The organism is Cyclobacteriaceae bacterium (genome assembly GCA_013141055.1).
In the GTDB taxonomy this organism is placed as follows: domain Bacteria; phylum Bacteroidota; class Bacteroidia; order Cytophagales; family Cyclobacteriaceae; genus ELB16-189.
Genome location: JABFRS010000001.1, coordinates 143,299 through 156,621, shown reverse-complemented (window position 1 = coordinate 156,621; position 13,323 = coordinate 143,299). Strand labels below are relative to the sequence as shown.

At 42.5% G+C, this 13,323-nt stretch carries 13 protein-coding genes; 9 read left to right on the top strand and 4 right to left on the bottom strand.

Annotated features, from left to right (window positions below; all coding sequences use genetic code 11):
* Positions 1-18: 18 nt before the first annotated feature.
* The 4 genes from HOP08_00690 to HOP08_00675 all read right to left on the bottom strand — a co-directional run bounded on the left by HOP08_00690 (position 19) and on the right by HOP08_00675 (position 6,444).
* Positions 19-1,014: a hypothetical protein gene (locus HOP08_00690; protein ID NOT73412.1), complete on the bottom strand. Its 996-nt coding sequence runs from the start codon at positions 1,012-1,014 to the stop codon at positions 19-21.
* Positions 971-3,370, bottom strand: a complete 2,400-nt coding sequence (locus HOP08_00685; protein ID NOT73411.1) for a hypothetical protein — start codon at positions 3,368-3,370, stop codon at positions 971-973. Before HOP08_00685 ends, HOP08_00690 begins: the two co-directional genes overlap by 44 nt.
* Positions 3,371-3,470: 100 nt before the next feature.
* The gene (locus HOP08_00680; protein ID NOT73410.1) at positions 3,471-4,193 is read right to left on the bottom strand and encodes a hypothetical protein; all 723 of its coding nucleotides are present in this window, start codon (positions 4,191-4,193) and stop codon (positions 3,471-3,473) included.
* 7 nt (positions 4,194-4,200) lie between these two features.
* Complete coding sequence (locus tag HOP08_00675) at positions 4,201-6,444, bottom strand: DUF4365 domain-containing protein (protein NOT73409.1); 2,244 nt, start codon at positions 6,442-6,444, stop codon at positions 4,201-4,203.
* Between the two features lie 252 nt (positions 6,445-6,696).
* Between HOP08_00675 and HOP08_00670 the strand changes: the two genes are divergently transcribed.
* The 9 genes from HOP08_00670 to HOP08_00630 are packed head-to-tail and all read left to right on the top strand — an operon-like array spanning position 6,697 to position 13,319.
* A complete protein-coding gene (locus HOP08_00670) occupies positions 6,697-7,191 on the top strand; it encodes a hypothetical protein (protein NOT73408.1) in 495 nt (164 codons plus the stop codon).
* A 29-nt stretch (positions 7,192-7,220) separates the two neighbouring features.
* On the top strand, positions 7,221-7,562 hold the full coding sequence (locus HOP08_00665; GenBank protein ID NOT73407.1) for a DUF4134 domain-containing protein: 342 nt from the start codon (positions 7,221-7,223) through the stop codon (positions 7,560-7,562).
* Between the two features lie 27 nt (positions 7,563-7,589).
* Positions 7,590-7,988: a hypothetical protein gene (locus HOP08_00660; GenBank protein NOT73406.1), complete on the top strand. Its 399-nt coding sequence runs from the start codon at positions 7,590-7,592 to the stop codon at positions 7,986-7,988.
* 1 nt (position 7,989) lies between these two features.
* Complete coding sequence (locus HOP08_00655) at positions 7,990-8,445, top strand: hypothetical protein (GenBank protein ID NOT73405.1); 456 nt, start codon at positions 7,990-7,992, stop codon at positions 8,443-8,445.
* Positions 8,446-8,447: 2 nt separating this feature from the next.
* Positions 8,448-8,774 carry a DUF4133 domain-containing protein gene (locus HOP08_00650; GenBank protein ID NOT73404.1) on the top strand — a complete coding sequence of 109 codons (327 nt, stop codon included), beginning with the start codon at positions 8,448-8,450 and terminating at the stop codon, positions 8,772-8,774.
* Positions 8,774-11,266, top strand: coding sequence for a TraG family conjugative transposon ATPase (gene traG / locus HOP08_00645; GenBank protein ID NOT73403.1), 2,493 nt, complete (start codon positions 8,774-8,776; stop codon positions 11,264-11,266). The genes HOP08_00650 and traG overlap by 1 nt, the downstream gene beginning before the upstream one ends.
* 29 nt (positions 11,267-11,295) lie before the next feature.
* Complete coding sequence (locus HOP08_00640) at positions 11,296-11,991, top strand: conjugal transfer protein TraI (GenBank protein ID NOT73402.1); 696 nt, start codon at positions 11,296-11,298, stop codon at positions 11,989-11,991.
* Between the two features lie 34 nt (positions 11,992-12,025).
* Positions 12,026-12,682, top strand: coding sequence for a hypothetical protein (locus tag HOP08_00635; GenBank protein ID NOT73401.1), 657 nt, complete (start codon positions 12,026-12,028; stop codon positions 12,680-12,682).
* Between the two features lie 10 nt (positions 12,683-12,692).
* The gene (locus HOP08_00630) at positions 12,693-13,319 is read left to right on the top strand and encodes a TerB family tellurite resistance protein (GenBank protein NOT73400.1); all 627 of its coding nucleotides are present in this window, start codon (positions 12,693-12,695) and stop codon (positions 13,317-13,319) included.
* Positions 13,320-13,323 lie beyond the last annotated feature (4 nt).

The following is a 13,323-nucleotide window of genomic DNA, read 5'->3' as shown; positions in this document are numbered from 1 at the left end:
GGAGAATTTAATTGAAGCCTATCGAAGGTGGCTATTTGCTGTCGTAAAACTGATAGTTCCGTTTAGCCATTGCTGTGTTATTTTTTCATGCTTGACTGAACAGTAGAAGTCGCTCGTTTCAACAAGGGAAGCCTGTTCACCCAAAACAATATTTAGCTTTTGGACCACCTGGTTTAGGCCAACCAGAATGGCTTCAATGCATAGAATTCCAGTGGATCTAATTTTTAGATTATTATACTCCTTGTAAAATTCAGTTAAATCATTCGGTACTGAAGTCAGGCCCCATTTAGCAAGTAGCCGATTAAATTCTTCTTCCCATTTCTTATTTCTGGCAAGAATAGTTCCTGGATTTAAGGTTGCGACATCGCTTATCGGAGGAGTCTTTGGACCCAAACTCAAAACCTTGTTAATTGTTTCGGAAAATCCTTTATAGCCACCTAATTTTTTAGGCCAATCAATGACAATGCACTTGTTCTTTGGAATTTTTACTTTTCTAGTTGTTCCATCCCGATCAATCCCCTCAAATTGAACATTCTTGTTTCTAATAATGGTATTCTTAAAAGGAAGAATTTTCAGTTCAAAGCCATAGACATCAGATGTTTCATTGTCAAACCAAGAAACAAATTCCAGGATGATCCTGCCGTGTTGTATTAATAATTTTAGTAAGGTGCTGAAGGCGTCTAAAATTTCGCCTTGATAATGATATTTCTGCCCTGCGATATAACGTTTAAACGTATCTCGATAGTTTTCTGAACAATTGATCAGATCAAAATTCACATTTTCATGAAATCGTTGGCGTAGTTCTGGATCGAACGAATTGATTAGATCCCTGAAATACACAAAGTATACCCAATGATTGTATCGATCGTCACTATTTGTTGATTGATTGTAATTTAAATCAAAGCTGACTCGGTCATGATAGCCATTTCCTTCGCCGGGGAGATTACTGCCGATCAAAGGGAATTGTTGATTAAGAATTCTTCTTTTCCATTTGTCTTCTAACTCGTTGTCCATATTGAGTCTCTTTAATATCTATTTCTTTTAATGCTGTTCTTCCTCGTAAAAAGGCTTCTATAAATACCTCATCTAAATCTACATTGTTTATTGTGCCATGGTGAATGGAGGATGCTATTGCAGAGAGGTATAGATCGTCAATTTTTGATATTGTTTTTACGACAGGAAACATTCGGCTTTCCGTGGTGGTTTGTTGAGTAAATATTCCATTTTTCTCGAGGTAATCCAGAAGGCGTATGTTTCTGTCATGTTCTCTGATATAAGAATTGGAACTAAGTGTAAAACTTGGATTTTTACAGTATAAATAAATCGGGTAGATAATGTTCCAAAATTGTAATTCTTTTGAAGGAGATTCGAACTGTTCACTCCAGAATTCGTAGATATAATTAATCAATGGTTCGGATTGTTGTGCGCGTGCTATCACGAAGCAAAGAGATTGAATTTCGATAAGATCCGTAATAATAGGGTAAAGGCGGAGGGCAAAGCGATCAATTGTAGTGGAGTCAAATTGTATTTGTCGTAGCGACTGAATATAAAGTAGGCAAACACCGGAGAATACTTTAATTCGGTATCCCAATAGATTAACGTCAAGAGGAAGTTTAAATAGGCCATCTACCAGGTCGTTCATTATGACTTGATAGAATTTCCCAAAAATATCGGGTAGTTCCTTTTCTTTTAAATTATAGGAAGACGCCCCCGTTTTCCAGATACTGTCGAGGAGAGCGGTGTTAAATGATTCGCATAATTTGATTGTATTGTCGAATGATTTGAAGCTAAAGGGAGAGTCGGCGTTTTGAAAATTTAATTGATTAAATAATTCAAAATGTGAATTTAAATTCTTTGTGAAAAGCGTCATTTTTCGCTGTAGTTCAATGGAGTCCATACTAACCACAAGACCGTACAAACGATTCTTTTTAATCAATTCAGCTGTGATTTTGGGGATTCTGGTAGTGAATTGTTTAATGACGAATTCAAGATGAGTTTGAAGGGTGTATTGAAGGACGTGTGCTAATTCAAATTCCGCATAAAATTCGCGTGTAATTACGTAGCCTTCGATTTTCTTTTCATTTAATAGCTTATGCTGATAAGTGATTCCTGCCAGTGTCAGGAAATACGGAATTGTATGTTGATCGGAATTTCTGAAGTTGTGGATCTCCTTTGCTGTTTTGCGAAGTTTTTCAGTATCAAAATTCTCGAAGGAATAATTAAATCCGATTAGGTAATGTGTTGCCAGGTGGGGATAAAGCATCGCCAACTGTATTCCGAAAATCGAATCAGTTGTATTGAGTTTACTTAAAATAAACGATTCTAACTTATCAAAGTACAGTTCAAAGATTTCATTTTGGCATTGAAAAGAGAGTTGTGTTATGAACCTTGTCTGTTCGAGAACAACGGGTAATTTTTGGCTCGATTGAATATGAGTTTCAAACAATAAGAATTGAGTTTCAATTATTTTCTTTTCTATTTCATAGTACGATGGTACGTTTTCTCTAAGCATATCAACTCCGGTTGATTTTATCAGGTCAAAATCCCATTCGTTAGCCTGTTCCCACTTTTTATACTTTACAATCTCGGGATGCCATGTTTTATCGGCCGGAATTTTGTGTTTGATTGAGAGGAAATAGTCGGCAAATCGGTTGACTTGATACGAGATGGTGTCTAAAGAAGTATTGCTTATTTGAGGATTGGTGCTCTCTTCTATTATTGTCTGGATTTTGCCAATTTGATTAAATATCTGATGAGTATACCGCTTTCCTTGATTAATTCTTGAAATAGTTTTTTTGTGCGCTATTGCCTGAGCAAGAAGTTGATGAGTATTATTTAAAATATCAACGGCTAACATGCTTGGGTCGAAATAGATATGAAGTGTTCTTCCATAATTTGTAAAGGAAGCGATTGTAAAGATTACGATTAATGAATACACACTGGTACTGACCAGGGTTGGTTGATATCCAAATGCTAACAAAAACTGGAATACAAATGATAGGGCTGTGATTGAAGACAGAAGTGTAAAATATTTATTTATAGTCTTTTGTTCAAGGAGCTGAATGCTGATCATGGTATTGATGTTGGAGTATTTGGTCGCCACAATTGTTAAAAAAGCAGTATAAAAGAGACCTAACAGAACACCTAATACTCCGGCTCCAATGCTTAACACGTCAGCGAAATACTCCAAGTTAGAAACACTGAATTTGAGATTAAGCAACTCAAAAAATAATCCAGTTTGGCACATGAATGTGTCGGTCTTAGATTCCATGGAGAAGCCTATCAAAAACAGGTATCCTTTATCGAGTGCATATAGCAGTGCCATTGCTATGACTGAAATCAATGATCCCCGAAAGCTTAATTGGATCATTGTGCGAAGAAAATTTTGATTGGTTTGAAACTCTGATGAAGCTCCCGAAACCCAGAGAATGAGTTTGTGATATCTAAATAGTATCCAATTCATAGTGATCTTAGATGCCTTCGTATTTGGTTCCGTCCTTGATGCAATGGAAATGAAAAAGGATATATATCATTGTCAGGTAAATCCCGGTATTATAAAAACTGTGAGATTCTCCGTGGATCATAATATTTCTCGCAAATGTCAACCTGTCTGCCATTCTTGTGATTACGAAGTTTTTTTCGGCTATTCCTGTGAGCTTTAACGCCTTGATATTTTGTTGATCGATTTCATTAAGATCACAAGCTAAAAGTGAATTTGTTTTCTTTAGTTTATTGAGGGCAGGTCCTAAAAACATCCTTCGGTATTGTTGGTGATAGTAATTGTCGAATGTGTGATATTTTTCGGGTCGGTAGCCAAGACGATATTTTATATTGAATTCGATGACACCGAATAGAAATGTGGTGCCAATGATTTGTTTGCTAAAGGTATCGCCGCTAATTATCATTTCAATTGTATGTTTAACAGCAGCACTTATCCATGGTTTTATAAAGTCAGTTTCAAATTCAGATAGAAAGTTTCTAATGAACCAATAGATGTCGGCCGGAAGTATTGTTTCTCCTGTTGACATGAAATGCCGGCAAAGAATGACTTTTGAAAGATGGATTTTTAAGTCTAGGTCTAAATTGGTATAGTCCAAAAAGCTTTCAAGTGATTGTTCACTGGCAACTGTATAGGTAAGATGCTCCCGATAGCCAACTTTTTGCGCTTCCGTCCTGTATTCTTCAATATTCATTTAGAGTTCATTTATAGAGGGATAATTCGGTAACCAGATCGTCCAATTCGATTTTTTTTGATTTTAACTGTTCAAAACAACCTCTGTATACTTGTCTATCATTTTCACTAAGTCTTGTTGTCTTGATTTCTTTAATTTGATTATTGATATCAGAGAAATATAACTCTATCATTTTGATGCCTGCGTTGAGAATTTTAAGCATCATTTCGTCAATGCCTTCTTCAAATTTGACTTCCAGATCTTCAAAAACAGAGTCACATTTTGATCGGGATTGTTCGACGATTTTTGCAATTTTTCTCGCCCGTCGCGTTTCTGAAGTAAAGAGAAGTAAACCGAGAAATCCGACCACGGCGCCAGCTACTACTGTGTATGGATTGATGGCATATGCCAAAATGCCCCCTAGAATTCCCATTCCGAAAGCTGATGTAAGATCGATTTCAGGAATGATCATGGTTTCTATTGGGGATAGATTAAGGGCGCGAGGAGTTGAGTCGCTGTTAATTACCTCACGAACCTTTGAGAGATTCTGTTCAATCCAAGTGTCGAGATCGTTTTTGTATTGATTTACCTCATCGACTGTTGCTTTATTTATGGTATCAACGATAGAGTTGATTTCGTCAGTCAAGTATTTCTTAATTTCTTTGTCTGACAGCAGAGGCTTATTGGCCGGTATTGCCTTGAGGGCGCTCTCAAGTCTAAGTATAAGTTGATGTTTATGGCTTTGTAAAAGCAGTTTTATTTTCTCCTTTGTACTTTTTTGTTTGGTGCTTAGGGATTTACCTAAATCGGGTAAGCGCTGCTGAATTTCAGCGACGGCTGAATGAAGCGAGTCTAATTTACTGGAGTCCAGCAATCTCGTATTTAAAATATCAGCGAACTCGTTGTAGCTTTTATAAACCTGTCTAGTAATATCGAGAAGTCTGTAAATACCGGATTTATTTTCTTTCAGAAGGTACCCCCATAAATTTTGCTCTAGTTCCTTGACGCTATCGAGATTTTCTTTCTTGCCCGCTACACGGTTTAGGAAACTCGTATGAGCGCTTAGATAGAGTACCTTCTCATCTACTTTTTCAAGTAAGTTTAAACGTCTTAGATCGTATGTGATTCTTTGTTTGAGACTGTTGAGTTCTTCCTTGGATAGCGAATCAATTTTGTTAAATACCAGGAAAACTTTGTCCAGGGACGAACTCATGTCTAAGAGGTTTCTCTTGAATTCATTTTTAAATGCAAAACCCCCGGTTTTGTGAGGTGTAACATCAATCACATAAATAATAGCATTGAACGTCTTGACGTACGATAGTGTATTGATCATAATGTCATCGTCAGGATCGTCAAGTCCAGGGACGTCAAAAAATGATATTCCTTTTTCAAGAGTAGAGTTAATTACCGAGACGCTTACAAAATTTACATTTTTGAAATTATTTGAATTTTCATGTTGCGCAGCGTATTCTAAAATAAGTTCTGGTGAAAAATCTTTTTGAATGCTGATGCCGTTTTTAAGGTATATGTCAATTTGATTTTTGGTTCCTGGTAAAATTTGAATAGGAACCCCTGTAGTTTGGTAAATGCCGACCGGAGAAATATCTTTTTTTAGCAAGGAGTTTATCAAGGTACTTTTTCCCGACCTTGACGGACCGGCGATGGCAATTCTATAAATAGCATGATCAATTTTCTTAGACAACTCCTTTGCTTTGTAAATCGAACTGTCGAATTGACGGGGAGTAGTTATTTGTTTAAAATCATTTACTTGACTTTTAACTTTTTCATGCAGGGAGAAGTATTGTCCGGGTAAAACGGCGACGTTTTTATTTTTTCCAGACAATAGGTATTCCTTAAACTGACGGAGAGCGTCTTTAGTAAGAACGTTATTCTCTTTGAATTTTATGGAGACAGTTTTTTGATTAATCCAATTCGACTTGTTTTTTTCAAGTTCAACAATGAAATCGCTGTCTATCCATCTATGATAAAAAATTGAATTGACGACGTCATAAATAATAAATAGCACCGGCAAATTAGATCTCACCCAATGTTTAATGTTGGTTGAGGCGATTGGAAGTGATAAGGTGTAGGTGTCTTTCCGGACCTTTTCTGTTGATTTAAGTTGGATAAGGAAATGAAGGCTATCTAATTCTGAAGAACCCTTCGTTGAATTATTAGTGGCAAGCGTCACTAGCCCATCCAGGCCATAGTCTCTGTGACTCCAATTAATTATGTGGGGTTCGATTAATTTGGACAATTCACGCTTCGACATTTCTTCCATTTTATGGGAAGAATGATAGGTAGGCCCGTTTTTCATTTATAGTAGACTAGGGATAATCCATTGGTGGCACGCCAATGAAAATGTTAACTTAAATATAGAAAAATCAGTATATAAAACCTTGAGGTCAAATCACGTTTAAGGTAGGCCTATGAAGGAAATTTGTTTTTCAAATCTTACTACAATGTTGTGAAATCCGATTTTTTCCTACGATGACTTTTGCTTTCGTAATCAAACACGAAAGCCATGCTTCAATCTATTTCCTGGTATCAATTTTTTACCGTCATCGGCGGACTGATCGTCGCCTATTACTTCTTTGGTGCGATCTATTTCTATAGTTCCGAAATCAAAGCGCTGTTAAAAGGAGAATCCTTACAGCGGAAGGACATAATTAAAAAACCATCGGCTGACCCAGGTAATCTCATTGGCAAGACCGTATCACAGTCCCCAACTCAAGAAGAAAGCAATCCAGACACAGACGAGGCGACCGAAAATGTCCTTATGGGCACCGTGGCTGACCTGGTAGAAGAAGTAAAGTCTGTCATCATCAAATCCGAATCGCTTCAGCGTGATGCTATTTCACCAAAGTTCCGCGAACTGCTTTCGCGCTATTCCATTCTGGTCGACACGCACTATCGTCCCACGATCTCCCTTTTCATCGCCGACACCCTTACTGATAAAGCAGGCTATGTGATCGAACGGGCAGAGGTAGATACCTGGTGGCCGAAGTCCAATTCATAATCCTTTCCGAAACCAATAACAACGATCATATGAAAAAACTACAACAACTCATTCGAATTTGCCAATGCAAAGGAAAAGCCTTCGGATTGTCGCTTGCCGTCTATGGGCTTACGATGTTTTATAATCTCTATGCGCAGGACGGTAACGCGGGTATCAATGAAGCAACGATGCGGGTACGAAGCTTCTTTGCAACTGGTGTCAACCTTACCTATGCGATCGGTGCGATCATCGGTTTAATCGGCGCGGTGAAAGTGTATCAGAAATGGAACAGCGGTGATCAGGATACCGGAAAGGTGGCTGCCTCCTGGTTTGGAAGCTGTGTGTTCCTGGTGATCACAGCAACCGTGCTGCGTTCCTTTTTTGGCGTCTGATTCCTTCATCTGGTATTTGTTCTAGTTATGAGAAAAGAATCTGAGCTTCCCATCATTCCAATTCTTGGAGTAGTCTTTCGAGTCCATTTAAATGAGTTTGAATTCCGTCAGGTGGACAAGCCCGACAACCGGATATCCTTTGATCACCTCATTGACAACGGGGATCACACAATGCTCATGTTTGATACGCGCACCAATAACGGATTCAAAGGAACCTGGAAAGAATTCATGGAGCAGAAGGAAGTGAAGAAGGTGCGGTTGCCTTCGTTCATCAATCTCGATAGGGTAGGACTGCATGAGTTTATCCAGCGCCATGGAGCCATGGATTTCCTTTCGCGCACGGATCGAATTACCATTTTCAAGGAATTACAAGTACCTGTATCCAAAGCTGCGGCGAAAGAACTCACAAAGAAAACGAAGCGATAAGATGAAGGAAGAACCAAGTAATGCGCTCCTGGATTTTGTACTCCAGGTATATTTTCATCCGCCAAAGGTGGATGCAGTGTATCACTACCTGCTGGCGCGGGATTCCCTGGCGGTCATATCAGCGCTGCCTGTTGAGCGGGCGTTCTTCGAAACGAAAGGAGAGTGGTTCGATGATGCGGTCTTTGCTAAAGCCGTGACCAATCAGCAGCTCTCGCAGCGTGCCGCGGAGAAAGATTTGGATGTCGCCACGACGAAAATGGAACGTCTCGGAATCCCTGCCCATGTTGTGGATTCGCTGGCTCTGAACTATGTCGTCTTTCCTGATATGATCAGTGACTTCAGGCAGACGCATAAGACTTCAAGAGAAAAATACATTGAAAGCAAGAAGAATGAAACGGTGTTCTCCCGTGCCACCGATTGGATAAAATCATTCAACGGCAACCGCAAATCACGATAAGCATGAGTAGTGTTTACAAAATCAACAAAGGAATCAACAAGCCTATCGAGTTCAAGGGACTTAAGGCGCAATACATTGCTTACCTCGGTGCGGGTCTCGTTGTGCTGCTCATCCTGTTTGCGATCCTTTACATCGTCGGGGTGAACATGTTCATCTGCCTGGGACTGGTGACAGTATTAGGCACGGCGCTGTTCATGATTGTGTACCAGATGAGCGACACCTACGGCCAGTATGGATTGCTTAAGAAACTAGCACGACGAAATCTTCCTTCAACCCTTGTCGGAAATTCCCGCAAGGTCTTTACCTCTCTTACCAAACTTTCTTCCTGATGAACGCCGCTGTTAACCTTGCCAAGGTATTTCCGATCTATAAGGTGGAGAACGACTGCATCTTGTCCAAGACAGGAGATGTCACGCTCGCCTTTGAGATGACCCTACCGGAGATATTCACGCTGTCCGATCAGGAGTACGAAGCATTTCACCAGGTGCTGGTGAAGGCGATCAAAGTTTTACCAAGTCATTCGATATTCCACAAGCAGGACTGGTTTGTGTCAAAGAGACAGGAAGCGAATTTTGGTGGCGGGTCAGAAAACGAGCAGCCAAACGAATCATTTCTTTCACGTGCGAGTGAAAGATTCTTCAATGAGCGGCCATATCTGGATCATGCCTGCTATGTGTTCATCACACGGAAGCCGGCAAGCCGAAAACCTTCCAGCTCGGTTTTCTCTTCGCTCATTCGTCCAACCATTGTTCCGGAAGAAACGCTCAATGCACAACGGATGCAGGAGCTATTCGATGGGGCAGGTCAGTTTGAAAGGATCCTTTCCGACAGCGGGTTCATAAAACTCAGAAGGATCAGGAGCGAAGAGCTTGCCGGCGATAAAAGAAAGGCCGGCTTGCTTGAGCGGTATTGCTTTCTGCTTTCCAGGGATGAGTCACCGGTGATCCGTGATATTCATTTCAGCGAAGGTCTTACCATTGGTGATCAGCATTGCCAGTTGTATTCTCTTTCTGATGTAGAAGATCTTCCGTCGCTGTGCGGGTCGCGCATCAATTACGACAAGTATTCCACGGATAAAACAAAGTTCAGTATCGGGTTCGCTTCGCCCATTGGTCAGCTGCTGTCGTGCAATCACATTTTCAATCAGTACATTTTCATAGAGGATACGCATAAGACAATCAAGCTGCTGGAAAGCAAGCGGCTGCGCCTTCAGTCATTATCAACCTATTCCCGTGAGAATGCGATCAGCCGGGATGCGACGAACGATTTCCTGAATGAGCTGATCTCTTCTCAGCGGCAACCGGTGAAAGCGCATTTCAATGTACTGCTGTGGACGGATAATAAAGCAGAGCTCAAAGAGCTCAAGACCCAAGTCTCCTCGGCTCTTGCCCAGATGGATTCTACCGCGCGGCAGGAGACCGATGGAGCACCACAGATCTTCTGGGCTGGACTTCCAGGGAATGAAGGTGACTTCCCGATGAACGATACCTTCGACACGTTCGCCGAGCAAGCCACGTGCTTTTTAAACCTTGAAACGAATTATCAATCCTCGATCAGTCCGGTTGGACTCCGGATGGGAGACCGTCTGACCGGAAGACCCATCCATGTGGATATTTCAGATGAGCCGGTGAAAAAAGGCATCTGTACCAATCGCAACAAATTCATTCTGGGACCTTCGGGAAGCGGCAAATCATTTTTCACGAACCACATGGTTCGTACGTATTATGAGCAAGGGACACACATCGTGCTGGTGGATGTCGGGCATTCCTATAAAGGACTGTGCGATCTGGTGAACGGCTATTATTTCACCTACGATGAAAAGAATCCGATTCGGTTCAATCCATTCTATATCAGCGAAGGTGATGTGCTGGACACTGAAAAGAAAGAAAGCATCAAGACACTGTTGCTGGCGCTATGGAAGAAAGACGATGAGACCTTTAACCGAAGCGAGTATGTAGCCTTGTCCATTGCCCTTCAACTGTACTACAAACGCCTGGAGGAAAATAAAAACCTGTTTCCCTGCTTTGACACCTTCTATGAATTTCTGCGGGATGAGTTTGTCAGGATACTGATCGAAGACAAGGTAAAGGAAAAGGATTTCGATGTGGAGAATTTCCTCTACGTGCTTCGCCCGTATTACAAAGGAGGGGAGTTCGACTACTTGCTGAACGCGACGGAAAATCTTGACCTGCTGCGCGAACGGTTTATTGTATTCGAGCTCGACAACATCAAGGATCACCCGATCCTTTTTCCGGTCGTGACGATCATCATCATGGAGGTGTTCATCTCCAAGATGCGAAAGCTCAAAGGCATCCGTAAGATGATTTTGATCGAAGAGGCATGGAAGGCGATTGCAAAGGAAGGCATGGCCGAGTACATCAAGTACCTCTTCAAGACGGTGCGCAAGTTCTATGGCGAGGCCATCGTGGTGACGCAGGAGGTAGAGGACATTATCTCTTCGCCTATTGTCAAGCAGGCGATCATCAACAACTCCGACTGCAAGATCCTGCTGGATCAAAGCAAGTACCAGAATAAGTTCGACCTGATCCAGCAGCTGCTTGGATTGACAGAAAAAGAGAAGGCGCTGGTGCTCTCCATCAATAAGAGCAACGACCCAAAACGAAAATACAAAGAAGTTTTTATCAGCCTCGGCGGGATGCTGTCAAAAGTCTATGCGACAGAAGTATCGCTGGAGGAGTACCTGGCCTATACGACAGAGGAATCGGAGAAGATGAAAGTGCAGGCATACGCAAAACGGTGGAACGGTGATATCCGCAAGGGAATCGCCGAGCTCGCCAGTGACATGCGAAACGGAAAGTGACAATCGAAGAACGCTAAATGCATTCAGCTATGAAGTGGATCAGAAAATCAATTGTACTAACCCTGTTGACGGGCTTCCTGCTGACAGCGGCACCCAAGCCTGAAGCAAAAGGAGCGATCCTCATTGCCGAGATTATCCGGCAGGGAATCATCTGGGTGATCAAGGCTGTGAACCTGATGGTGCAGCGGCTTCAGAACGAAACACTGTGGCTGCAGAATGCTGCCAAGGTTATCGAGAACAAGCTCTCGCAGTTCAAGCTTAACGAGATCGCCGAGTGGACGGACCGGCAGCGACAACTCTATCAAAAATATTATGACGACCTCTGGAAGATCCGCACGACACTGGCAGCCTATCACCGGATAGCTACCATCGTTAACCGTCAGCAGCAGATCGTTCAGCTCTATTCACAGACATGGCGGCTTGTGAGCAGCGACGATCATTTCTCATCAACAGAAATTGACTACATGTACCGCGTGTATTCCGGTATTCTCAACGACAGCATCTATAATCTTGAACAGGTCATCCTGGTCATCAACTCCTACCGGCTTCAGATGTCAGATGCGAAACGGAAGGAGGCGATTGACAAGGCTGCGGAAAATGTAGAGAAGAACTATAGAGATATGAAGCAGTTCCATAACCAGAACATGCAGCTCAGCATGAGCCGTGCCAAGGACAAGCACGAGGTGGAGACGATCCGCAGGCTGTATGGATTGCCGACGGAGTAAAAATGGTATTGGTTAAATGTTAATCGTTAGCACAATGAAAAGAATTTATACTTCACTGGCACTGATCGTAATGATCACATTGATAATGCCTGCCGGCGCTGCCGGCCAGACATGGGATGAGTGGTTTCACCAGGAGTGGACGCAGGGTGAATATCACAAAGAGGAAATCTTCAAACGGTGGGCCTTCCTGGAAACGGTGAGCGATGGGCTGAAGGTCGTGGGAAAAGGTTTAAACGCCTACAGTAATATCATCAATGGGGAGCTTAACCTGCATCGCGATTTCTTCGGCTCGCGGAGCAACATCAATCCCAATGTCAGCGGCATCATTGATTTTATAGAGGTGCTGCATTTCCAGTGGGCGATCGTACGGGATATGAATAAGGTCTATGACCGGGTGCATAACAGCGCGCGGTTTTCTGCTGATGAAGTCCACTATGTGGAGCGTGTTCACCGCAATCTGCTGGTGATGACGGATGCCAACGTGTCGGAGCTTGTTCAACTACTCCGGATACGTGATCGCGAAATGACGGACAATGAACGTCTGGCGCGGACCAATGAGGTGCTGGAAGAGATGCGCGATCAGCGGGACTTTGTCAATTCCTTCAGCCAGTCTACGACGCTATTGGACCGGGCCCGCGCGCGTGATATCGATGAGGCAGACCGCATTCGCAGGCAATACGAAACCTATTGAATACATGAATATGAGATCAATTTTCATTTTACTATTTATTATAGGTTTCATAGGGCGACAAGGATTCGCGCAGGTGGAAGAAGCGGAGCAGTTGATGCTCAATTATGAGAAGCTCTACATCATGGAGCAGACACTGGACGAAATGTACAATACCTATAGGGTGCTGGAGTTCGGCTACAATACGATCAGCCAGATCGTTACGGGAAACTACTCGCTTCAGCAGGCCTTCATCGACGGGCTGATGCTGGTAAACCCATCGATCAGAAACTACAAGCGCATTCCCTACATCATCAGCTATCAGCAGATGCTGATCCAGGAATATTCGCGGGCGTATGACCGGTTTCGCCGTGATCCGCATTTCACGCCGCAGGAGCTTCAGTACCTGGGCAATGTGTACAGCTATCTCTTTACAGCAAGTGTTCGGAACATCGACGACCTGCTCATGGTGATCACCTCCACCAAGTTAAGTATGACGGATGACGAGCGTCTGCGCGCTGTCGATGCGCTGTACTACGAAATGGAAAGCAAGCTTCGCTTTGTCAGAAGCTTTAATAACAACACGCAGCTACTGGCCATCCAGCGCGCACGGTCTGCCAATGATGCGCGCACGATCCAGCAACTGTACGGCGTGTATTGACCAA

Excerpts from the sequence above, each read along its gene's own strand:
- HOP08_00690 (NOT73412.1), bottom strand. The coding sequence starts at position 1,014 with ATGGACAACGAGTTAGAAGACAAATGGAAAAGAAGAATTCTTAATCAA.
- HOP08_00640 (NOT73402.1), top strand. The coding sequence starts at position 11,296 with ATGAAGTGGATCAGAAAATCAATTGTACTAACCCTGTTGACGGGCTTC.
- HOP08_00670 (NOT73408.1), top strand. The coding sequence starts at position 6,697 with ATGCTTCAATCTATTTCCTGGTATCAATTTTTTACCGTCATCGGCGGA.
- HOP08_00685 (NOT73411.1), bottom strand. The coding sequence starts at position 3,370 with ATGATCCAATTAAGCTTTCGGGGATCATTGATTTCAGTCATAGCAATG.
- HOP08_00635 (NOT73401.1), top strand. The coding sequence starts at position 12,026 with ATGAAAAGAATTTATACTTCACTGGCACTGATCGTAATGATCACATTG.
- traG (NOT73403.1), top strand. The coding sequence starts at position 8,774 with ATGAACGCCGCTGTTAACCTTGCCAAGGTATTTCCGATCTATAAGGTG.
- HOP08_00660 (NOT73406.1), top strand. The coding sequence starts at position 7,590 with ATGAGAAAAGAATCTGAGCTTCCCATCATTCCAATTCTTGGAGTAGTC.
- HOP08_00655 (NOT73405.1), top strand. The coding sequence starts at position 7,990 with ATGAAGGAAGAACCAAGTAATGCGCTCCTGGATTTTGTACTCCAGGTA.
- HOP08_00630 (NOT73400.1), top strand. The coding sequence starts at position 12,693 with ATGAGATCAATTTTCATTTTACTATTTATTATAGGTTTCATAGGGCGA.
- HOP08_00680 (NOT73410.1), bottom strand. The coding sequence starts at position 4,193 with ATGAATATTGAAGAATACAGGACGGAAGCGCAAAAAGTTGGCTATCGG.
- HOP08_00675 (NOT73409.1), bottom strand. The coding sequence starts at position 6,444 with ATGTCGAAGCGTGAATTGTCCAAATTAATCGAACCCCACATAATTAAT.
- HOP08_00650 (NOT73404.1), top strand. The coding sequence starts at position 8,448 with ATGAGTAGTGTTTACAAAATCAACAAAGGAATCAACAAGCCTATCGAG.
- HOP08_00665 (NOT73407.1), top strand. The coding sequence starts at position 7,221 with ATGAAAAAACTACAACAACTCATTCGAATTTGCCAATGCAAAGGAAAA.